Consider the following 23,093-nt stretch of genomic DNA (forward strand, 5'->3'; position numbering starts at 1 on the left):
AGACACGAGACACGAGACACGAGACACGAGACACGAGACACGAGACACGAGACACGAGACACGAGACACGAGACACGAGACACGAGACACGAGACACGAGACACGAGACACGAGACACGAGACACGATTTTATCCCTGTCTAAAAGTTGACAAAAACAATTATATCACAAAGAAATATTTTTTGTTTAATTTTTACAAAAAAGCCATTTATATCAATTAATACAAATTCTCAACCACTAATAACCACGGACGCCCCCCTGCTTCGAGCTGAATCTTGCCATTTTCATCTAATTGGACACGAATTTTTGTCACTGAATTACGCACATTGCCACCAATTGCATAGAGATAAGGCTGCTCAATGTTCACCACCACATCACAATGCATCGGCGCACGCGACAGCTGTTCAACTTGCTGCCACGCCACCTCGGTTCGTACGGCACAAATCAAATCGCCGACCTGTGGTGCATAGGCTGTTCGTTCATGGACTCGAAAATAAGGCGAAGGGTGATCCAGTAGATATCGCAAGTATTGCCAATGTGCTGCACGAGAGGGCAACACGGTTTCTGGCACACCGGCTTGCCGCATCGCCCAAGAAATAAACACCGCCGACCACGGCTGTGTACACACATTCGACTGGGTAAAACCCGTTCGCCCAACTGCACACCAATACTGTTGAATTCGCTCTACATACTGCGGCGCATCATCTTCCCACGCACCAAGGCGCGGAATACTGGCAATGCCCTGTTCAATTTGTAAGGTTTGTTGACCAAAAAAGACCCATTCATCGTTTACCACTTGCACCAAACGCTGTTTGATTTCTGCCGTAGGGACTTCGGCAGTTGCCACAGGCTCACAACTGTGGGTGGGCAACGATGCGGCAAAACCAAGCGGAGGGCACAACAAAGATGGGGTTAAGGGTGGGCAGCGAAGGGGAGAGGACGCTGATGAGGCAGTGGTGGGGGAATGCGCGCAACCAGTCAGCCCAAGAAAAAACGGCAGTAATAAAAACAAACAGCCCTGTGCAAAACAGGGCTGTTGTTGTGCTGACGCAGTAAATAACGCCATACCCTAATTACAGGGTCAAACCGCCGGTCACTTCAATTGCTGCACCGTTGATGTAGCTAGCATCATCAGAGGCCAAGAAAGCATACACGCTGGCGATTTCTTTTGGATCGGCCATACGTTTCATTGGCACTTTTTCTTCCATTGCCTGAATCACTTTTTCTGGCATGGATTTCAGGATTGGGGTAGCAACAAAGCCAGGGCACACGGCGTTAGCGCGGATCCCTTTTTTACCCAATTCTTTTGCCCAAGTTTTGACGAAACCGATCACGCCAAATTTGGTAGCAGCATAGTTGGTTTGACCGAAGTTACCGTACACGCCAACCACGGAGGAAGCGTTCAGAATCACGCCAGAACCTTGTGCAACCATGGTGTCAACCACTGCACGAGCGCAGTTGTAAACACCGCGCAAGTTGATGTCGATCACTTTATCGAATTGGTCGTCAGTCATTTTGAGCAACTGAGCATCTTGCACGATGCCCGCATTGTTCACTAATACATCGATACGGCCAAAGCGAGTTTTCAGGTCGCCAACCATGTCTGCGATCTGCGCTTTGTTGGTGACATTCACCACATAGCCAACAGCTTCACCGCCAGCAGCTTTGATTTCGTTGACGACAGCGTCAATCGCTTCTTGATTCAAATCGCAAACGGCAACAATTGCGCCTTCTTGGGCGAATTTCAGGGCTGTTGCATGGCCGATGCCGCTGGCACCGCCGGTGATGATCGAGACTTTACCTTGCAAACGCATGATCTGTTCCTTTGTACACTCGAGAATCGTAAGGCTACTCGAACTCGGGCCAATCAAACCCGAGCCGAGCGCATTATCTCCACCATCCGCCTTCTTGTTTTTATCCGGTTGCTTATTCATAAAATGGGGATAAGCAACTCAGGGAAGCGGTCTCACGACACGGCCAACAAAACGCGGCTGTGTAAACGTGATGATTTCTGCACTGCAAAATTTATCGTGCAGTGCAGAATGCCGAGAGTATAACCACAGGCTTTCACTCGGTAAAGTTATTGCAGAAAAATTTCACAAAACGATCATATTTGATTCGTTACCCAACGCGCGAGAAGCCTCGGGGTTCAGCCCGAGGTCAAGAACGCAGACGCTGAAAACAGACAGCAGGTAATCGAAACGCTTAGCTTAAACCACGCGAGGCCAAGTAATCCTCATAATTGCCCATGTAATGCTCATAGCCCCCTTTGCCGTCAAGCTCGAGGATTTGCGTGGCCAACGAGCTCACAAATTGGCGGTCATGCGACACAAAAATCAACGTGCCTTTGTACTTTTCCAACGCCATGTTGAGCGATTCAATCGACTCCATATCCATGTGGTTGGTCGGTTCATCCATAATCAGCACATTTGGCTTGGTCAAAATCAGCTTGCCGTACAACATCCGACCTTTTTCACCGCCGGATAACACGCGCACGGGCTTGCTCACATCATCGCCACCAAACAACAAACGGCCTAACGTGCCACGCACCACTTGCTCGTCATCCCCTTCTTGGGTCCATTGTCGCATCCACTCCGTCAGATTCATGTCAGTGTCAAAATCAGACTCGTGATCTTGGGCGTAATAACCGACTTGCGCCTTATCCGCCCATTTAATGGTGCCGGCGTCTGCAGTGACACCAGCGGCATTTGCTGCCTCGTATGCCCCCGCCAACAGTTTCACCAATGTCGATTTACCGGCACCGTTCGGGCCAATAATCGCCAAGCGTTGGCCTGCTTCAAGGATAAAATCCATCTTTTGGAACAAGGGTTGGTCAAACGATTTTGACAGTCCAGCAGTTTCCACCGCTTGACGGTGTAGCTTTTGTTTATCGTCTAACTCAAAGCGGATAAATGGGTTTTGGCGGCTCGATGGTTTGACATCCACCATTTCTGATTTGAGCTTATCAACTTGTTTCAGCCGGCTGGTGGCTTGGCGAGCTTTTGATTTATTAGCCGAGAAACGCGCCACGAATTCTTGCAATTCTTGGATACGTTCTTTTGCCTTCGCATTCGACGACAGTTGGCGTTCACGCGCTTGTGCCGAAGCAATCATGTAGTCGTCGTAATTGCCGGGGTAAATCCGGATGGTGTTGTAATCCAAGTCTGCCATGTGGGTACAGACTTCATTTAAGAAGTGACGATCGTGCGAGATGATAATCATGGTGCAATTACGATCGTTCAACACATGCTCTAACCAACGAATCGTATTGATGTCCAAGTTGTTGGTCGGTTCATCTAACAACAAAACATCAGGATTGGAGAACAGCGCTTGCGCCAACAACACCCGCAGTTTGAAACCCGGCGCCACTTCGCGCATGGGGCCGTTGTGTAATTCGGTCGGAATGCCGACACCTAACAACAATTCGCCTGCTCGTGCCTCGGCGGTATAGCCATCGTATTCCGCAAATTTGGCTTCCAACTCAGCGGCACGCATGTAGTCGTCTTCGGTTGCTTCGAGGTTGGCATAAATCGCATCGCGTTCGCTCATTGCCGCCCACATTTCAGTGTGTCCCATCAACACAACGTCGAGCACCCGCTGGTCTTCATAGGCAAACTGATCTTGGCGCAACTTACCCAAACGCATACCGGGTTCTAAGGAAACATTACCCGACGTTGGCTCTAAATCGCCGCCGAGTATCTTCATGAAAGTCGATTTACCGGAACCATTGGCACCGATGAGACCATAACGATTGCCCTCGCCGAACTTTACAGAAACATTTTCGAACAAGGGTTTGGCACCGAACTGCATGGTGATATTGGCTGTGGTAATCACGAAGTGGCCTTTGCTAACTGACTGTATCAAAGAAAGAAAGTGGGCGATTGTAGCACAGCACACGCTAACATTCTGCGTAGGGCGAAAGAGGGATTCACGCCGTTAGGCTGAATTGGGCTACAATCAACGCTTGTTATCTTAATTCCCGTGACAGGCCTAAAGATATGCTTACAGGTAGCTTGGTCGCTATTGTGACCCCTATGTTGGAAGACGGTAGTGTCGATTATGCAGCACTCGACCGTCTGGTAGATTTTCATATTGATAATGGGACTAGCGGCATTGTTGCTGTTGGTACGACAGGTGAATCAGCCACTTTAGCGGTTGAAGAACATTTGAGCGTAGTTGAAGCAGTCATCAAACGCAGTGCAGGCCGTGTGCCAGTGATTGCTGGAACGGGTGCGAATTCGACTGCGGAAGCCATTGAGTTGTCACGCGCCGCAGAAAAAATCGGTGCCAATTACACCTTATCCGTAGTGCCTTACTACAACAAACCAACCCAAGAAGGTTTGTATCAACATTTCCGTGCTATCGCAGAAGCCACTGCCATCCCAATGATTTTGTATAACGTGCCGGGACGCACGGTGGCGGACATGAGCAATGACACAGCACTCCGTTTGGCTGAAATCCCCAATATTGTTGGGATTAAAGATGCGACGGGTGATTTAGGTCGTGGCTGTGATTTGTTCTTGCGAGCCCCAGAAGACTTTGCCATTTACACCGGTGATGATGCGAGCTCCTTGGCCTTTCTGCTGTCTGGGGGGAATGGGGTGATTTCGGTCACTGCCAACGTCGCACCGCGTCAGATGGCAGATTTATGCCAAGCATGTGCTGAGGGTGATGTTCGCCGCGCCCGTTCCATCAATGACCCCTTACAAGGTTTGCACAAACATCTCTTCTGCGAAGCCAACCCCATTCCAGTGAAATGGGCTTTGGAACGGATGGGTTTAATTGGCCCCACATTGCGTCTGCCTCTGACCCGCCTATCCGAAGGCGCACAAGCCCAAGTTGAAGCCGCCTTGACCCAAGCAGGTTTGCTCTAAGCTCTTTATACGCAAGAAGGAAAACCATGAAGGCTCGTTTTGTCACTCTCTTGCTGTTAGCAGCAGGTGGTTTAGCTGCCTGCAGCAGCAATACCGAACCCCTTGCCGGCAAAAAGCTAGACTACCAATCAGCGGATCCTAACCGCAAAGGCGCACTTGAAGTCCCTCCCGATCTCACGACGCCCGAGCTGAAAAATACCTATGCCCTACCCAAAGGCACAGTCAGCGCCAATGCCGCTCAACAGGCAGCATTGAACAAGCAACAAAGCGAGGCCAAAGGCAAACAAGGGGTATTGGTCAATGTGCCTAATGTGAAGTTAGAGCGCGATGGCTCACAACGCTGGCTGCGGGTTACCCAAACGCCAGAAGCCTTATGGCCAATTTTGGAAGAGTTCTGGCAAGACAATGGTTTTGTGATTAAAACCAATGAGCCTAAATTGGGTTTGATGGAAACCGACTGGGCGGAAAATCGTGCCAAACTGCCACAGGATGGCGTGCGCTTCTTGTTGTCAAAAGTGGGTTTAGATGGTCTGTATTCGACGCCCGAACGCGATAAATTCCGTGTCCGAATCGAGCGTGGCGCACAAGGTACCGAGGTTTATTTCACGCATCGCGGTTTAGTTGAGGTGTACTCGGATGAGAGCAAGGGCCAAACCATGTGGCAAGCCCGTGCAGCTGATCCAGAGTTAGAAGCGGAACTGCTTGGCCGCTTTATGTTGCGCCTTGGCTTGAACGAAGAAAAAGCCCGCGAAGAAATCAAAAATAGCCAAGTCGCCCCAGCGACGACTCGCGCCCGTGTTGAAGGTAACAGCGTTGTCGTCAATGATCCATTTGATCGGGCATGGCGCCGCAGTGGTTTGGCTTTAGATCGTGCAGGTTTGGTGGTGGTTGACCGCAATCGTCAAGCGGGGGTGTATTATGTCCGCCCAGCACAAACTGAGTTGGATAAGAAAGACGAAGGTGGATTCTGGTCTAGCCTCGCCTTCTGGCGTAGTAAAGGCAGTGATACCGCGACGAATAAGCAACCCGCCTTACAAGTGAAATTAAGCGGTGCAGCAGAAAACCAAACTCGCATTCAACTGTTAGATCCACAAGGCCATCCCTTGTCGGAACAACAAAGCAGTTCTATTTTGCGTGCGCTGCAACAACAGCTTAATTAACCCTCTCTGTTACCCAACAGCAGCCAAAGGGCGGTTCATACGAATCGCCCTTTTTTCTTCGTATCGTTTCAAGTCCAGAGACAATCCCATGTACTGCCCTACATTGTTTCGCGAACAACATCTCGACAAACTACATGAGGTCATCAAAAAACATCCTCTTGCGATGTTAATCACCACCGGAGAAAGTGGCCTCACCGCCAATTTGATTCCTTTTTCTCTTTCTCCTGTTGGTGAATATGGCACGCTGCATGCCCACTTAGCACGAGGCAATAGCCAACTCAAAGACTTACAGCAAGACAGAGAGGTGTTAGTGGTCTTTCAAGGCCCTGAGGCTTATGTGTCACCATCTTGGTATCCATCCAAAGCCGAACAAGGCAAAGTCGTACCAACGTGGAATTTTGTGATGGTACAAGTAAGGGGCAAGGCGAAACTGATAGAAGATGCAGCTTGGTTGCGAGCACAGGTTGAGCAACTGACCGACCAACAAGAACAAACACGGCCACACCCATGGCGGGTCAACGACGCACCTGAAACATTTATCGAACAGCAATTGAAAGGGATTGTTGGGGTTGAAATTCCGATCTGCCAGATTGAGGGCAAGTGGAAAATCAGCCAGAACCGCACAGCAGCAGATCAACGAGGTGTGATAGCAGGGCTAAGCAGTGAGGGCATTTCGCCAGAAATGGTCGAGTGGATGAAAAGTAATATGAACTAATTAAAAAAGCCGACTGGTTACAGTCGGCTTTTTTTACTTCAGAGAAACAGCAATCAGATTACTGTTTTTTCTCTTCGGTTGCAGCTGGGGCAGCAGCAGCGTCAGCTGGTGCAGCGGCAGGCGCAGCAGCGTCAGCTGGAGCAGCAGCAGGTGCAGCTGCGTCGGCTGGAGCAGCGGCAGGCGCAGCAGCGTCAGCTGGAGCGGCAGCAGGTGCAGCTGCGTCGGCTGGAGCAGCAGCAGGTGCTTCAGCAGCAGGCGCTGGTGCAGCTTCAGCAGCAGGTGCTGGTTCTTCTTTTTTACCGCAAGCAGTCAAAGCCAAAGCCAACAGAGCAGCAACGAGGAGAGATTGTTGTTTCATTATGGTTACCTTTTCACGAGAAATGGACACGTTTATACAAACACATAACTTCGTCAGATATTGCTCGTATCCCTTGCTTTACCTGACAACAGCGATTTCTTAAAGTGGTGCAGATTCTACCATAGAAACCCGATTTTCCAACGCATCCGTCACAGCAAAAATGTAACGATATGTTTGAAGAATGAAAGGGTTTGTACAACATCGCGAAAAATCTGCTGACCTTTAAATTCATCGCCATGATAGCAAAGTCAATACAATAAGTTGACCTAACACAACAAAATATAGTGCAGTGCAGCAATTTTCGTTGTAGGAATGCAACATCATTAGTTAGTTTTGAAATTGCCAATACCCGCAAAGATAAGCGTCATATAACAAATTCACGGTTTCGCTAGACAAATCGGCATAGTTTGCGCGTCTTTTTGCCGCAAAATCCGCCCACCAAGTCATATCTTGATAAGGGACTTCTAATTTTTCACCATTCACATAAAAACTGCTTTGATAGCTTAACAACTGTGTTTTCAGGTCTAGTACCAGTGCATTACCTGCCTGCCAACAACTCAGGAAAGCCGCCTCATCTAGTGGATCTTCAGGAGGGTCATAAAAGACATGCGCTTTGGGTTCAGTCAGGTAACGTCCGAGAAAATCGCCGATTGTATGATGATTCCACTGAATTTTGGCCAGCATTTGGCTAATCTGCGCCACCATCGCTGGACTGATCTCGGCGGGATTGGCCTGCCAACTTAAATCGGGATCGGCATAATGACCATCCAAACATAAATGATCTTGTAGATGCACTAAAAACTGGTTGGCTAATTCTTGTGCGCTTGGTGCTCTAAAACCAATTGAATAAGTCATTCCAGGCTCTAATGCCACCCCGTAATGGGCATATTTAGGCGGCAAATACAGCATATCGCCTTCTTCTAATTCCCATGTTTGGTCAGCAACAAAAGATTTCAGAATTTTTAATGGGGCATCCTCTACCAAACCTAATTGTGCTTCGGATTGAGCAGAAATTTGCCAACGCTTTTTGCCGCCAACCTGCAATAAAAACACATCATAAGAATCAAAATGTGGACCAACTGTGCCACCTGGTGGCGCATAAGAAATCATCAAATCATCTAATCGGGCATAAGGAATGAAATCAAAACGCCACAATAAATCGGCAATATGCGGGAGATGGTGGTTAACGCTTTGGACCAGCAAAGTCCAATCGGTTTCTGGCAACCGTTGAAACCGACTCGGACGGAAAGGGCCTTGTTCCAAATGCCAACGATTGGCACGATACTCCACCAAACGTGACTCAACATCGTCGCGAACAGCCAGCTGTTTTAAAACAGAAAAATCGACAATGGGGTCGAGGTCTTGTACGGCTTGACGAATCAACAACGGTTTTTTCTGCCAGTATTCGGCTAAGAAAGCCTCAGCAGTCAGACCTCCCAATAGCGGAATGGCTTGATCTTTCATTTTTTTGAATCCTAGACGCGATAAATCGCAAACATAACATGGGCGGCGGGCCGCTCGGGCGAATTTGTGCGATAATTAGCACGATGTTTGAGTGGGGCTGATGGCCATTTCTGATGCACCACACCCTACCCATCATCCGCCTTTTTCGCTTTTTACGCAGATGGACACTCCTTATGCAAATCATCAAAAATACCGTCGTTTCTCTGCATTACAAAATGTATGATGCAGATAACCAACTGATCGACCAGACTCAGCCTGAAGAACCCATGACCTACCTGCATGGCGGTTATGACGGTATTTTCCCGCTGGTTGAAGAACAACTGCAAGGCAAGCAAGTTGGCGATCAAATTGATGTCACCATGCAAGCTGAAGAGGCTTTTGGCGACCACGAACCAGAATTGGTGCGCCAAGAGCCAATCGATGTTTTCCCAGAAGACATCGAATTAGAAGTCGGCATGATGTTCGAAGCCGATGATCCCGAAACCGGTGATGTGATTGTGTTCCGTGTCACCGACATCACCGATGGTCAAGTCACTGTTGACGGCAACCATCCTTTAGCCGGCCAAACCCTGCGTTTTGAAGCCACTGTTGCCAGCGTACGCGAAGCAACTGCGGAAGAAATTGACCACGGCCATGTGCATGACGGCCACCATCATCACTAATCAGTGCTTGATCTGGTCGGAATGACAGAAAAAATGCCGCGATACTGCGGCATTTTTTTATTTTCTCAAGCATAACGCCCGACAGTGATTCGCTCTACACCTGCTAAATCACGCTCGGTCACCACCTCACAAAAGCCGCGCTGTTGTAGTGCTTTTCGCACCGCCTCACCTTGGTCAAAACCGTGCTCTAGCCCCAACCAACCGCCTGAAACCAAATACAATGGTGCTGCTTCAATAATCGTCGTCAACGCCGACAAGCCATCTTGACCATCGGTTAAAGCGTGTTGTGGTTCAAAACGTAGATCGCCTTGCTGTAGGTGTTGATCTTGCGCTGCGATATAGGGTGGATTTGAAACGATGACATCCCACTGTGGTGCAGGACACGCGGCAAGCGCTTGCCACCATGAGCCCTGATAGAACGTCACCTGAGCACCTAATCTTTTGGCATTTTCCTCAGCCACAGCTAGTGCAGCACTGGAAAGGTCCGTGGCTGTGACATGAGCAGCGGCGTGTTCTAGTGCCAAAGAGGTTGCAATCACACCGCTGCCGGTTCCTAAATCGAGATAACGCATTGGCTGATGGGTAACCGGACGTGTTAACGCCCATTCAACCAACAATTCGGTTTCGGGTCGTGGAATTAATGTTGCAGGAGAGACAGCAAACTCACGGCCATAAAATTCGCGCCAGCCAAGTAGATAAGCAATCGGCTCACCCTGTTGCCGCCGTTGACAGAGCATCAAAAAGGTTTCTACTTGTGACGTTGGAATAGCCCGTTCTGGATAGGTGGTTTGCTGCACACGAGAATAGCCCGTGACCTGCTCTAACAACAACCGCGCCTCTAAGCGCGGTAGTTGACTGACTTGCAATAGCTCAGCGATGGTAGATGACATTCCCATCCTCACAATAAGAATAGCGTGGCAAGGCCCAAGAAAATAAAGAAACCACCGGAATCGGTACATGCTGTAATCATCACCGATGAGCCCATTGCTGGATCACGCCCAAAACGTACCATCAGTAACGGTACCAAGACGCCCATGGTTGCTGCCAACATTAAATTTAAGGTCATGGCAGCGGTCATCACCACACCCAGCGAAGGACTGCCATACAAAATAAAGGCAATCAAACCAATCAAACCGCCCCACACCACCCCGTTGACTACGGCAACCCCAATTTCTTTACGCCACAAGCGCGAGATATTATTTGGCTGTAATTGCCCCAAAGCCAAAGCACGCACAATCATGGTGATGGTTTGGTTACCAGAATTGCCACCAATCCCTGCAACAATCGGCATCAAGGCAGCCAACGCAACCAATTTTTCAATGGCATCCTCAAATACCCCAATCACGCGACTGGCGACAAACGCGGTAATCAAATTGATCGCTAACCATGCCCAACGGTTTTGCACAGAACGAATCACTGGTGCAAAGAGGTCTTCCTCTTCTTTCAAACCCGCCATATTTAATACTTCGGTTTCCGATTCTTCGCGGATGTAGTCCACCATCGCTTCAATCGTCACTCGTGCAATCAGCTTCCCTTCATGGGTCACTACCGGTGCTGATACCAAGTCATAACGCTCAAAGGCTTGTGCTGCCTCGCCCAAATCTTCATCAGGTCGGAAAGTCACCACATCACGCGCCATCACATCCTCAACCAATGCCTCAGGATCATTGACCAGCAACACATTGATCGGTAACACCCCTTGCAGGATTTCATCCTCATCGACGACAAAAATTTTATCAGCGTGGGTCGGCAGTTCTTCAAAGCGCCGCAAATAGCGCAATACCACCTCTAGTTTCACATCAGCGCGGATTTTGACCACGTCAAAATCCATCACACTACCCACTTGTTCTTCCGAGTGAGACAGCGCCGATTGCAACTGTTCACGCTCTTTACTATCTAAAGAGCCGATCACCTCATGAACGACATGCTGTGGTAAATCGGGTGCGAGATCGGCTAATTCATCAGCATCCAAGCTTTCTGCGGCAGCAACCAACTCTTCGCGATCCATTGACTGAATCAGCGATTCGCGGACGGCATCGGACACTTCCAGCAAAATTTCGCCATCGCGCTCGGATTTCACCAAATCCCACACTAACAAGCGTTCTTCTAATGGCAAAGCTTCAAGAATATAAGCCACATCAGCAGGGTGGAGTTGATCAAGCCGTTTTTGTAATTCAACGATATTTTGCCGATGCACCAAATCTTCGACTAAGTCATGTTTGGGCATGTCTTGGCGATGAATCAATTCTTCGACAATTTTATGGCGGTGCAACAATGCAATGACCTGTTGCAGGCTGGCGTGGAGGCCTTCTGGATTGTGGCGATTATCGGACATAGGTGCATCCTCATTGCCTGCGGCGGTGCAGGCAATGAGCAATGCACCGCAGCATCAGGCGGGTAATAAAATCAAATAACTATCGTGTTGGGATCGACTGGGGAGGTCCATTGTCGTGGTCGGGTATTGCCCGAGCATTGAGAACAGGTTGCAGATTTTAGCGAGGTATGGCGAGAAAAGCATCAAGGAATGTCCGCATAAGTCATGCGCCGCACAATAATGGCGCTTTTCCTTAATAAACGGCGATCATTGCGATGGCTGTCGTAATAGCGTGGATTCGGCAACATGGCTGCCAATTTTGCCGCTTGTGGCTTGGCTAATTTCGCTGCCGACGTTCGATAGTAATGTCGTGCCGCCGCCTCTGCGCCAAACACACCGTCCCCCCATTCAACGACATTGAGATAAATCTCAAAAATGCGTTGTTTATCCAACACCATCTCTAGCATTACCGTAATCACTGCCTCTTGCGCTTTCCGCCACGGTGTCCGCTGTGAAGACAGAAACAGATTTTTTGCTAATTGTTGGCTAATGGTTGAACCGCCGGCCACGATACGGCCTTTTTGCAGATTTTTTTCCCACGCATCTTGAATGCCTTCCCAATCAAAACCATCGTGATTGAGAAATTTAGCATCCTCACTTGCCACAATTGCGCGCTTGAGATGTGAAGAGATATGGGGATAGTCCACCCACTGATAACGCAGCTCAGCCTCGGGATTGTCTTGCTGTAAGCGGGCTTGTTGTTCAGACATAAACGAGGTCATCGCCGGGGGATACCACCGCCAATACACAATATGACCGAAAATCCATAGCTGATATAAAAAACAAATGGCCAGCAAAATGCCGACCACTTGTGCAATGCGCTTACGCAAGCTCAAGAAAGCACCTCACGCAACAACCCCATCACGGTGCGGGTTTCTGGCATCACGCCACGCCAGATTAAAAAGGCTTCGGCAGCTTGTTCAACCAACATGCCCAAACCATCGGCCAACATCGCTGCATTTTCTTGCTGACCCCGACGTAAGAAAGGTGTTAAACCCGACGAGTACATCATGTCATAGGCCAAACTGCCCTCGGCAAAGAGACCATTCGGGATCGGAGGCAGTTCGTCATTCAGACTAGAAGACGTGCCATTGATAATGATGTCAAACTGTTGCCCCTGAAGGGCCTCATAACCGCAAGCTTCAATCTTGCCTTGGGCAGCAAAAGCCGTTGCAAGGTCTTGTGCCTTACTCACAGTTCGGTTGACCACGGTTAGGCTAGCAGGATTTTGCTCTAATAAAGGCAACAGCACACCACGCACCGCCCCCCCTGCGCCCAATACCAATACCCGTTTACCAGCAATCGCAAAATCGAGGTTTTGTACAATATCGCGTACTAGCCCGATGCCATCGGTGTTGTCACCAAAAATTTCACCCTCTTTGAAAGTTAAGGTATTCACCGCATCCGCCAATCGCGCACGCTCGGTCAGTTGTGTTGCCATCTGCCGTGCCTCGAGCTTAAACGGAATCGTAATATTGACCCCTTTACCGCCTTCGCTGACAAACTGCTGCACGGTGGTTGCAAAGCCGTCTAATGGCGCGAGCAAACGCTCATAAGTCAGTTTTTGACTGGTTTGGCGGGCAAATTCCGCATGAATCAAAGGCGATTGACTGTGGGAAATCGGATTACCCACAACAGCATAACGATCGGTCATAGGAGACATTTTCCTAAAAAAGCAATGACAAAATGATTAACCCTGCTGCCACGGCAGACCGCAAACCTTCCAGCCATTCACGGTACCGCGATGCCCTTGTGCATCACAATCGCCTTCAAAGCCTTCTAAGATATTAAACGCGGTGTAGCCCTCTGCGGCAGCAAGGCACGCCGTATCGTGCGAACGTGCACCAGAACGGCACAAAAATAACACTTTTTTCTCGGATGGTACCTGCGCTTTTAAGCTGCTAATAAAGTTGGGGTTTAATACCATGCCGGGAAACGACTTGTATTCGATATGAACAGCCTGTGGAACTTGGCCAACAAATTGCCATTCTGCCGCCGAGCGGACATCCACCAAAACCGCATGTGCTTCAGGCATCGCCAATAAAGCCGCTGCCTCGGTCGGTAATAACAGACCAGCATAGGGCAAGCCCTGTTGTTGTGCACGTTGGGCGGCAGTTTGCAAAAGCGTGTCGAGCTCTGTCATGTCATTCCTCTTTCAATAGTCTTATTGTCGCAAGCGAGGCAACATCGCTTTGCAACACAGCAGGCTTACAATTTTGACTGCAGCCGATTATGTCAAAGAAGCGAAATCACCGCCAATGCTTTCACTGCGCGCCCCATTTTGTGACCTAAAATTGGCAAAAGCACACTATTGGTGCAATTTATTTTGCATTGCACCAAAAATGAGCAAAAACAGCCACCCCAGAAACTGTAACGGCATGGCACAATAGCGTTTCGCGGGCAAAATAGGCTTTTGCTAAGCGATTTTAAGCGGTTTGTTTAGATGGCACGCTTCCTGCTTTAAGAAAACGCGCTAGTGGCAGTAACAAGACCCACCCACAGAAATAAACCGAATCTGCATCTGAATTTTCAGGAGAACACCATGGCGGTTGCTGATGTTTTGAAGATGATCGAAGAAAACGACGTGAAATTCGTTGACCTGCGTTTTACTGATACGCGTGGCAAAGAACAGCACGTTACCATCCCTGCTCACGTCCTCACTGAAGACGCTGAAGAATGGTTCGAACACGGTCACGCGTTTGACGGTTCTTCGATTGCAGGCTGGAAAGGGATCCAAGCTTCCGACATGCTGCTGATGGCCGACCCAGCAACGGCCAATATCGACCCGTTCTTTGACGAACCCACATTGATCATGACATGTGATGTGGTCGATCCTGCTGATGGCAAAGGCTACGACCGTTGCCCACGTTCGATTGCCAAACGCGCTGAAGCCTATCTGAAAGCCTCTGGCTTGGGCGATACCGCTTTCTTTGGCCCAGAACCTGAATTCTTTATTTTCGACAGCGTGACATGGGGCGTGGATATGTCCGGCTGTCACCTCAAGATCGAAGCACAAGAAGCTGCATGGTCTTCTAGCGAGAAATACGAAGGCGGCAACACCGGCCACCGTCCTCGCGTGAAAGGCGGCTACTTCCCAGTGCCTCCAGTCGATTCTTCGCAAGACTTGCGTTCTGCGATGGTGTTGACTTTGGAAGAAATGGGCGTGCCAGTTGAAGTGCACCATCACGAAGTGGCCACCGCAGGTCAGAACGAAATTGGTACCAAATTCAGCACCTTAACTCAACGTGCTGACTGGACCCAAATTCTGAAATATGTGGTACACAACGTGGCACACAGCTATGGCAAAACAGCAACCTTTATGCCTAAGCCTATCGTTGGCGACAACGGCTCGGGTATGCACGTTCACCAATCGATTTGGAAAGACGGCAAAAACTTGTTTGCTGGCGACCAATACGCAGGCCTGTCTGAAACTGCGCTGTACTACATCGGCGGTATCATCAAGCACGCTAAAGCACTGAACGCCATCACCAACCCAGGCACCAACTCCTACAAGCGTTTAGTGCCACACTACGAAGCACCGGTGAAACTGGCCTACTCGGCGAAAAACCGTTCGGCTTCCATCCGTATCCCTCACGTGGCCAGCGAAAAAGCCCGCCGTATCGAGGCACGTTTCCCTGATCCACTGGCCAACCCATACATGTGCTTCGCTGCGCTGTTGATGGCGGGTTTGGATGGTATCCAGAACAAGATTCACCCCGGCGATCCAGCAGACAAAAACCTGTACGATCTGCCACCAGAAGAAGACAAACTGATCCCAACCGTATGTGCTTCGTTGGAAGAAGCACTGGATGCGTTGGACAAAGACCGCGAGTTCTTGACTCGTGGTGGTGTGTTCTCGAACGAATTCATTGACGCTTACATCGAATTGAAGATGCAAGAAGTCAACCTGAACCGTATGACTACCACACCTGTTGAATTTGATCTGTACTACTCGCTGTAATCCTTAGTTCGATCAAATTAAGCTAAAAAAGGCGGTGGCAACACCGCCTTTTTGCATGGGTTTGCATAAAAAACCGTTATGATAGTGGCTAAATCCATTGATTTGAGGGGATATCTGTGTTGCGTCTTTTGTTACTGGGCGGCAGCAGCATGAGGCTAGGTACGCCAGCATGGTTACACAACGTTTATCAGCCCACCCACACCACAATATCTCACCCCTACGCTTTCGATTATCGCGTTCCCTCCGCTTCACCCCGTATCAACACGGCTCATCCCCCACCCTCCCAGATCAGCACCTTCAATCACGCTTGTCTGCCTGTTCAAACAGCATGACACCATCAACAACAGGCCCAACAATACGCGCCGATTGTCCTTAAAGAACAGCCATGCCAAGCAACAAGCATTGCGCCGGTACACCACGATTCGCGGCCATCCACCGCATCAACAGGCGATTGCACACGACATGACTGGATTTGCTTGAATTTAACGCACCAAAACAGTGCAAAAGCTTGCTTCTTTTTTGGACGATACGCGCCGTATCGGGACATCCTCTGGTAAAAAAATGGCCTGCTTATTGCTTTATCGTGTTCGATAAAGGAGCGCACTGCGATGAACGCCCGTCAAGACAACCCGCTAAACCGTCAATTTTGTGGTTTTGAACTGCTCGATACTGCCCTGATTGCTGTCGATCAGGCCGGAGCCCTACGTTATGTCAACCCTGCTGCAGAAAACCTGCTTGCGCTTGGCTGTCGTGAATTACTACGACACCAACTCCACACCCTCTTTGTCGATAGCCGGCGTCTGTTGAATGGCTTAAAAACGGCCATCGGTAACAACGTCAGTTTTACCGAACACGACCTCGAGCTCGACACCTGCCAACAACAACATCTTCATGTGTTGTGCACCATCACCCCTATTGAACATCCGCAGTGTGCTGCGCTGATTGAGCTGCGGCCCGTGGAACAACATTTACGAATTGCCAATGAGGAACGCCTGTTAATCCAACAACAAGCCAACCGTGAGCTAATCCGTAATTTGGCACATGAAATTAAAAACCCTTTGGGTGGGATACGCGGTGCAGCACAATTATTGGCCTTGGAGTTGGCAGAACGACCCGAACTGCGCGAATACCTTGATGTGATTACCCAAGAGGCGTTGCGGCTACAGTCACTCGTTGATCGTTTACTCACCCCTAGCCGCAAACATCAACAAGTCGAGGTCAATATTCATGAAGTGTTAGAACGAGTGCGTAGTGTGGTCTTGGCAGAATATCCGCATGGACTGAGTTTAGAGCGCGACTACGATACCAGTTTGCCACCTCTGCTTGCAGATAAGGAACAATTGATCCAAGTGGTATTAAACATTGTCCGCAATGGCGTACAAGCGATGCACGGGGTGGGTGATATTGTGTTGCGTACCCGTGTCGCACGACAAGTCACTCTTGCCCGCAAACGTTATCAATTGGCATTGCAATTACAGATTATCGATAACGGCCCCGGCATTCCCGCCGAGCTAAAAGACCATATTTTTTATCCGTTGGTCACTGGCCGAGCCGAGGGCACAGGCCTTGGCCTGACATTGGCACAAACCTATGTCCACCAACATCAAGGGGCCATCGACTTTGAGTCACGCCCCGGTTACACCTGTTTTACTGTGTTACTACCTTTTGCCAGCAAACCGAATAACGGGGGAGAAAAAACACCATGACCCATCCTGTTTGGATTATTGATGATGATAAGTCTATACGCTGGGTGCTCGAAAAAGCACTCAGTCGGGCAGGGATTCAATTTGAAAGTTTCAGCAGTGCTGATGACGCCCTCAATGCCATGTACGACCGTGTGCCACGGGTGATCGTCAGCGATATCCGCATGCCCGGCACCGATGGCTTAAAGTTTCTTGCCAAAGTGAAAGGTGAGTATCCAGAGCTGCCGGTGATTGTGATGACCGCTCATTCGGATCTGGATTCAGCCGTCGCCGCCTTTCAGGGCGGGGCTTTTGAGTATTTACCCAAACCCTTTGACATTGATCATGCGGTGCAACTGGTAGAACGCGCTTTAACCGAAGCCAACCGCGCCGGACAAGAGCAAGATGATAGCAGTCCCGCCCAAGTGATTCTGGGTCAGGCACCGGCGATGCAAGATGTGTTCCGCGCCATTGGCCGTTTAGCGCAATCGTCAGTCACGGTGTTGATTACCGGCGAATCGGGCTCGGGCAAAGAATTGGTTGCACATGCTTTGCATCAGCATTCCACCCGCGCTAACCGACCCTTTATCGCCATCAACACCGCTGCCATTCCTCGCGATTTATTAGAAAGCGAGCTGTTCGGCCATGAACGTGGTTCCTTCACCGGCGCCAGCACCCAACGCCGTGGCCGTTTTGAAGAGGCCGAAGGGGGCACACTGTTTTTAGATGAAATCGGTGATATGCCGACCGAGCTACAAACTCGCCTGTTACGGGTGTTGTCTGATGGCCAGTTTTATCGTGTTGGGGGTCATACTCCGATTAAGGCCAATGTACGGGTCATTGCTGCCACCCATCAAAATCTTGAAGAACGGGTCAAAGCAGGTTTATTTCGGGAAGATTTATTTCACCGATTGAATGTGATCCGCCTACGCCTGCCGCCGCTGCGAGAGCGTACGGAAGATATTCCCCTGCTGGCACGCCACTTTTTACAAAAGAGCGCGCAGAGTTTGGGGGTGGAAGCGAAACGCTTATCCGATGCCGCATTAGAAGTGATGAAAAGCGCACCGTTCCACGGCAATGTGCGCCAGCTAGAAAATCTGTGTCATTGGTTAACGGTGATGGCACCCGGGCAAACCGTAGAAGTTGGCGACTTACCACCCGAGTTTCGCGATGAACCACCCTCTGGCGTGGTTCAACATCATGGAGATTGGCTCAGTGCCTTGGCTGCTTTGGCAGAAGCCCGTCTCAAACGCGGCGAGACCAATATTATTGATGACCTCAGCCGCAGTTTTGAAGCAGCGTTGATTCGTGTAGCCTTGCAACACACCGGCGGCCGACGTGTTGAAGCTGCCCATTTACTTGGCTTTGGTCGCAACACATTAACGCGAAAAATCCACGAATTACACCTCGACGACGGCCACGACGACTAGGGCACAGCGCAGGCCCCCCTGCGCTGTCTGCCTGTTCTTTGTTATGCTGGAGGTTTGTTTGCTCTGTGCGGAATTCTCTCCATGCCAATGTGTTCAGGGGCCAGTCTGCTACTGGCAGATCGTGCACTTGTCCTTACTTTTCCAATTTTTGAAGGCTCACAGCTGATTCATTTGTCACGTCAGCGTGATATCCAAGCACAAGATTGGTATTCCACTGATCATCTTGCCCATCATATTTCCGCTTTACTCGACCAAGCCTATCAAGTGGGCGCTCAACCACCGTCTTTAGTCTATCCCTTGCTACCTGCCGATTGGGTGGCCAGTCATACCAATCAAAGCCGTATCCAACTCAATCACCCGACAGCCCTCGATGGGGAAACATTCAAACAGGCTTATGATGGTGCCGCGCCTCATCCTTTGACACCCCATAGCTTAATGTTGCTTGAACTGCCGGCTGATTATGAAATTGATGGCCAATGGCAAACGCAACTCCACGCCTTACACAGCGGCCAAACCCTCACCGTCACACGCCATGCCATTTTTGCCCCGCGACAACGACTACAAACCCTGTCTAAAGCGGTTCATTTACTGGGTCTATTAGTTGCCGTACCGCAAGTTGCCACCGTCACCACCGCGCACACCCTCGCACAAACTAAACAACAAGCCGTTGGTTTATTAGACCTCACCCCCGAACATGCAGTGTTAGCATTGATTCACCATGAGACCTTACGACGCTTTCATGTGCTACAGGCGCCCACCGGCCTGCCTCCGCTGCGTTTGGTCAAGGAAGTGGCACAGCTATTAGATAACCTCCCACTGCCCTTGCGCCAAGACACACAATTTTACGTCCTCGACCGCCACCGCCGTATCCCCCCCATCCTCAGCAGCCTTGCCAGTCAAGCCGGCTTAACTTTATTAACAGGTAGCGATGCGGCGTTGGCCGAACAATTGGCACAACAGGCAGTGTATTCACTCCACCAACGGCAGTAAGGCAATACCAGCCAATGCGCTGGCACAGACCTCGCGCATGGTATGTAAAAAATCGGCCATATACGGTAAATGGGCATCTTCTTGCCGCACCACCGCATACAACTCACCAAATAAACCTCCCTCGCCAATCGGCCGTGCCGAAATATAGTGGCGATCCACATACGATTTCACCGCCCAAAACGGCAATGCCGCCACCCCTCGGCGACTGGCCACCAACTGTAAGATAGCGACAGTAAGCTCTGAGGTACGCCGTGCAGGATTGATTCCAGCAGGCAATAACACTTGCCGCACAAGGTCTAGCATTTCATCCGGCACCGGATAGGTAATTAAAGTTTGATCGCGGAAATCTTCCGCCGACAGACGCGGCTTTTCTGCCAAAGGATGATCATTTGCCAACAACCCCATAATTTCATAACGAAATAATGGGGTATAAAACACCGCCGGATCGGGTTCATATTCCGATACCACCGCCAAATCAGCACGATGGGTCAACAATAAGCTTGTTGGGTCGGCATGAAAACCGGACACAATATCCAGTTCAACCTCGCGCCAATGGGCACGAAAATCGTCCATTGTTGGCATCAACCAATCGAAACACGTGTGGCATTCCACCGCAATCCGCAAACAGCCTGCCTCACCATCGACCATACGACTTAACTCACGTTCAGCCTCTTCGACAGCAGGCAACACCATCTGAGCCAAAGCCAACAACCGTTGGCCGGTTTGTGTAGCGCATAAAGGTTGCCGTCGTCGATCAAATAGCTGGGTGTTGTAATGGGTTTCTAAGGCTTTAAGTTGATGTGACAAAGCCGATTGTGTCAGATGTAGCCGCTGGGCAGCCGCAGAAACGCTCCCCGTTTCTTGTAAAGTTAACATCGTGCGTAGATGACGCAGTTCCAAAACAGAGCGCGACATAAATTTTTTTCATCCTTACAATAAAAAACATGATTTTGCCTCATGTTGTAACTGAGTGCATCATGGCAGGGTGATTTTTTATGGAGCACTTGCTATGACCACCTTACACACCCTTGGTTTTCCCCGTATTGGCGCCCAGCGCGAATTAAAACAAGCCCAAGAAGCATTTTGGCGCGGAGAAAGCAGCGTTGAGGCACTGCACACCACCGCACGCCAGTTGCGCCAACGGCATTGGTTATTACAAAAAGGGGCAGGTATCGAACGCATTGCCGTAGGGGATTTCACCTTGTACGACCATGTTCTCGACCATCAAGTCTTGTTTGGCGCACTGCCAGCCCGTTTTGGTTTGGATGTTGCCAACTTGAGTACAGAAGATTATTTCGCCTTGGCGCGGGGCAATGCCCAGCAACCTGCCTTGGAAATGACCAAGTGGTTTGACACCAACTATCACTATTTGGTGCCAGAGTTTGACCGCCAAACGGTGTTTCAATTACAGCCAACAACCCTATTTAACCAACTGAGCGAAGCCCAAGCGTTAGGCATTCCAGCCAAGCCAGTGCTGTTGGGCCCAGTGAGTTTTCTCTATTTAGGCAAAGAAAAAGAAGCCGACTTTGATCGGCTCAGCCTATTAACAGACCTCTTGCCGTTGTATGTCGATTTACTGACTCAATTGGCTGGCCGAGGCATTGATTGGGTGCAAATCGATGAACCGATCTTGGGCCTAGAATTAGATTCAGCATGGCAACAGGCTTTCTTAACTGCTTATCAAGCCCTCGCGGCTCAGCCCTGCAAGCTGCTGCTTACCACTTACTTTGCCTCGGTAGCAGAACAACTGCCTTTGCTAAAAGATTTACCCATTGCAGGTGTGCATATTGATGTCGTGCGGGCCCCCGCACAATTGGCGGTCTTCACAGAACAATGGCCAGCCGAACGCGTGCTGTCCGTGGGGATCATTGATGGGCGCAATGTGTGGCGGGCAGATTTATCGCAAAAACTCGCCCAGCTCAAACCCGCCGCTGCCAAATTTGGTCAGCAATTATGGTTATCCAGCAGTTGTTCACTGTTGCATACCCCTGTTGATTTAGCTTTTGAGACAGGATTAGACAGCGAGTTGAAAAGCTGGTTGGCATTTGCAACACAAAAACTGAATGAGATTAAAGTGTTAGGTCGGGGTCTCGATCAAGGTGAGGCCAGTATTGCCAATGAATTAGCCGCCAGCGACCATGCGCGTGACAGTCGTGCCAAGAGCCCTCGCGTGGTCAATGCGGCCGTGCGTGCTGCACGTGAGGCACTCACTGCCGCTGATGGTCAACGCCATGGTGCCTACCCACAACGCGCCGCCGCACAAAAAGCTGCGCTGAACCTACCTTTATTGCCCACCACCACCATTGGATCTTTCCCACAAACCCCCGACATCCGCCGCGCCCGCGCCGCTTTCAAACGTGGCGAACTTGATCAGCACAGCTATCAACAAGCGATGGAGCAGGAAATTCGCTTTGCAGTCGAAAAACAGTTGGCGCTAGGTTTGGATGTGTTGGTTCATGGTGAAGCCGAACGCAACGACATGGTGGAATACTTCGGCGAACAGTTAGAAGGGTTTGCTTTCACCCGCAATGGCTGGGTGCAAAGTTATGGCAGCCGCTGTGTGAAGCCACCGATTTTATTTGGTGATGTCAGCCGGCCAACGGCAATGACCGTAGCGTGGAGCCAATTTGCCCAAAGTCTCACCGATAAACCCATGAAAGGGATGTTGACTGGGCCGGTGACCATCTTGCAATGGTCGTTTGTCCGCGATGACCAGCCACGGCGTGATACCTGCTTGGATATTGCTTTAGCCATCCGTGCCGAAGTGAAAGACCTCGAACAAGCAGGGATTACTGTCATTCAAATCGATGAACCGGCTTTCCGCGAAGGTTTACCGTTACAACGCAGCCAATGGCAGGATTATTTAGATTGGGCAGGGTTTGCTTTCCGTGTTTCGGCTTCGGCTGTCAATGACAGCACACAGATTCACACCCACATGTGCTATTCCGAATTTAACGACATTCTGCCCGCTATTGCTGCTTTAGATGCCGATGTGATTACCATTGAAACCAGTCGGTCTGATATGGAATTGCTGGATGCCTTTGGTGAATTTGCCTATCCAAATGAAATTGGCCCCGGTGTGTATGACATTCATAGCCCACGTGTGCCGACTGAGGCGGACATAGTTCGGCTGTTGGAAAAAGCTTTAGCAGTCATTCCAGCATCGCGGCTGTGGGTGAATCCAGATTGCGGCCTCAAAACCCGTGGTTGGCCAGAAACAGAAGCGGCGTTAACCGCCATGCTGCGCGCCACTGAACAACTGCGCCAGCGATTAGCAAATGCCTAAATCGGCTTTGAGTAGATACCGTCTTGGGCGTCAACTGATTTTGGCGTAATCAGCCTGATAGAGCTGACGAGTTTTCCACACACCGAAGCATAAATGCACCAACTTGCGCATGGCCGCTCCCAAAGCGGCCATCTTGCA

At 50.0% G+C, this 23,093-nt stretch carries 20 protein-coding genes; 9 read left to right on the forward strand and 11 right to left on the reverse strand.

The features are described 5' to 3' along the window. Positions 1-216 precede the first annotated feature (216 nt). The 3 genes from ACYVJG_RS09270 to ACYVJG_RS09280 form a co-directional block, all read right to left on the reverse strand. Positions 217-1,065 (reverse strand): DUF2272 domain-containing protein, encoded by an 849-nt coding sequence (locus ACYVJG_RS09270; RefSeq protein WP_460430806.1) that lies wholly within the window; start codon positions 1,063-1,065, stop codon positions 217-219. A 7-nt stretch (positions 1,066-1,072) separates the two neighbouring features. Further along, positions 1,073-1,813, reverse strand: a complete 741-nt coding sequence (locus tag ACYVJG_RS09275) for a beta-ketoacyl-ACP reductase (RefSeq protein WP_460430807.1) — start codon at positions 1,811-1,813, stop codon at positions 1,073-1,075. Positions 1,814-2,204: 391 nt separating this feature from the next. Beyond that, positions 2,205-3,833: an ABC-F family ATPase gene (locus tag ACYVJG_RS09280; RefSeq protein WP_460430808.1), complete on the reverse strand. Its 1,629-nt coding sequence runs from the start codon at positions 3,831-3,833 to the stop codon at positions 2,205-2,207. 164 nt (positions 3,834-3,997) lie between these two features. Between ACYVJG_RS09280 and dapA the strand changes: the two genes are divergently transcribed. The 3 genes from dapA (at position 3,998) to ACYVJG_RS09295 (ending at position 6,748) form a co-directional block, all read left to right on the forward strand. Further along, positions 3,998-4,873 carry a 4-hydroxy-tetrahydrodipicolinate synthase gene (gene dapA / locus ACYVJG_RS09285; RefSeq protein ID WP_460430809.1) on the forward strand — a complete coding sequence of 292 codons (876 nt, stop codon included), beginning with the start codon at positions 3,998-4,000 and terminating at the stop codon, positions 4,871-4,873. A 26-nt stretch (positions 4,874-4,899) separates the two neighbouring features. Beyond that, complete coding sequence (gene bamC, locus ACYVJG_RS09290) at positions 4,900-6,033, forward strand: outer membrane protein assembly factor BamC (RefSeq protein ID WP_460430810.1); 1,134 nt, start codon at positions 4,900-4,902, stop codon at positions 6,031-6,033. 88 nt (positions 6,034-6,121) lie between these two features. Further along, complete coding sequence (locus ACYVJG_RS09295) at positions 6,122-6,748, forward strand: FMN-binding negative transcriptional regulator (protein WP_460430811.1); 627 nt, start codon at positions 6,122-6,124, stop codon at positions 6,746-6,748. Between the two features lie 58 nt (positions 6,749-6,806). Here the strand turns inward: ACYVJG_RS09295 and ACYVJG_RS09300 are convergent, their stop codons facing one another. Together ACYVJG_RS09300 and ACYVJG_RS09305 are read right to left on the reverse strand one after the other, a co-directional pair. After that, complete coding sequence (locus ACYVJG_RS09300; protein WP_022652523.1) at positions 6,807-7,106, reverse strand: hypothetical protein; 300 nt, start codon at positions 7,104-7,106, stop codon at positions 6,807-6,809. A 327-nt stretch (positions 7,107-7,433) separates the two neighbouring features. Beyond that, a complete protein-coding gene (locus ACYVJG_RS09305) occupies positions 7,434-8,570 on the reverse strand; it encodes a JmjC domain-containing protein (protein WP_460430812.1) in 1,137 nt (378 codons plus the stop codon). 173 nt (positions 8,571-8,743) lie between these two features. Between ACYVJG_RS09305 and ACYVJG_RS09310 the strand changes: the two genes are divergently transcribed. Further along, positions 8,744-9,232: an FKBP-type peptidyl-prolyl cis-trans isomerase gene (locus ACYVJG_RS09310; RefSeq protein WP_460430813.1), complete on the forward strand. Its 489-nt coding sequence runs from the start codon at positions 8,744-8,746 to the stop codon at positions 9,230-9,232. Positions 9,233-9,297: 65 nt separating this feature from the next. On the opposite strand, the gene prmC is transcribed toward ACYVJG_RS09310, so the two are convergent. From prmC to ACYVJG_RS09335, 5 genes are all read right to left on the reverse strand, one after another. Beyond that, positions 9,298-10,122 (reverse strand): peptide chain release factor N(5)-glutamine methyltransferase, encoded by an 825-nt coding sequence (gene prmC, locus ACYVJG_RS09315; protein ID WP_460430814.1) that lies wholly within the window; start codon positions 10,120-10,122, stop codon positions 9,298-9,300. 8 nt (positions 10,123-10,130) lie between these two features. Further along, a complete protein-coding gene (mgtE, locus tag ACYVJG_RS09320; protein ID WP_460430815.1) occupies positions 10,131-11,567 on the reverse strand; it encodes a magnesium transporter in 1,437 nt (478 codons plus the stop codon). 182 nt (positions 11,568-11,749) lie between these two features. Next, positions 11,750-12,442 (reverse strand): monofunctional biosynthetic peptidoglycan transglycosylase, encoded by a 693-nt coding sequence (gene mtgA, locus ACYVJG_RS09325; RefSeq protein WP_460430816.1) that lies wholly within the window; start codon positions 12,440-12,442, stop codon positions 11,750-11,752. Continuing rightward, a complete protein-coding gene (gene aroE / locus ACYVJG_RS09330) occupies positions 12,439-13,260 on the reverse strand; it encodes a shikimate dehydrogenase (RefSeq protein ID WP_460430817.1) in 822 nt (273 codons plus the stop codon). The genes mtgA and aroE overlap by 4 nt, the downstream gene beginning before the upstream one ends. Positions 13,261-13,296: 36 nt before the next feature. Beyond that, positions 13,297-13,749, reverse strand: a complete 453-nt coding sequence (locus tag ACYVJG_RS09335) for a rhodanese-like domain-containing protein (protein ID WP_460430818.1) — start codon at positions 13,747-13,749, stop codon at positions 13,297-13,299. Between the two features lie 399 nt (positions 13,750-14,148). Between ACYVJG_RS09335 and glnA the strand changes: the two genes are divergently transcribed. From glnA to ACYVJG_RS09355, 4 genes are all read left to right on the forward strand, one after another. Beyond that, positions 14,149-15,567, forward strand: coding sequence for a glutamate--ammonia ligase (gene glnA / locus ACYVJG_RS09340; RefSeq protein WP_022652531.1), 1,419 nt, complete (start codon positions 14,149-14,151; stop codon positions 15,565-15,567). Between the two features lie 608 nt (positions 15,568-16,175). Further along, positions 16,176-17,273 carry a nitrogen regulation protein NR(II) gene (gene glnL, locus ACYVJG_RS09345; protein ID WP_460430819.1) on the forward strand — a complete coding sequence of 366 codons (1,098 nt, stop codon included), beginning with the start codon at positions 16,176-16,178 and terminating at the stop codon, positions 17,271-17,273. Further along, positions 17,270-18,679 carry a nitrogen regulation protein NR(I) gene (ntrC, locus tag ACYVJG_RS09350; protein WP_460430820.1) on the forward strand — a complete coding sequence of 470 codons (1,410 nt, stop codon included), beginning with the start codon at positions 17,270-17,272 and terminating at the stop codon, positions 18,677-18,679. The genes glnL and ntrC overlap by 4 nt, the downstream gene beginning before the upstream one ends. 81 nt (positions 18,680-18,760) lie before the next feature. Continuing rightward, on the forward strand, positions 18,761-19,669 hold the full coding sequence (locus ACYVJG_RS09355; protein ID WP_460430821.1) for a hypothetical protein: 909 nt from the start codon (positions 18,761-18,763) through the stop codon (positions 19,667-19,669). Here the strand turns inward: ACYVJG_RS09355 and ACYVJG_RS09360 are convergent. After that, the gene (locus ACYVJG_RS09360) at positions 19,649-20,584 is read right to left on the reverse strand and encodes a LysR family transcriptional regulator (protein WP_460430822.1); all 936 of its coding nucleotides are present in this window, start codon (positions 20,582-20,584) and stop codon (positions 19,649-19,651) included. The two genes, ACYVJG_RS09355 and ACYVJG_RS09360, sit on opposite strands and share 21 nt — an antisense overlap. A 94-nt stretch (positions 20,585-20,678) precedes the next feature. Between ACYVJG_RS09360 and metE the strand changes: the two genes are divergently transcribed. Further along, positions 20,679-22,955, forward strand: a complete 2,277-nt coding sequence (gene metE / locus ACYVJG_RS09365; protein ID WP_460430823.1) for a 5-methyltetrahydropteroyltriglutamate--homocysteine S-methyltransferase — start codon at positions 20,679-20,681, stop codon at positions 22,953-22,955. The last annotated feature ends 138 nt before the right edge of the window (positions 22,956-23,093 follow it).

Source organism: Aquaspirillum soli, assembly GCF_054781915.1.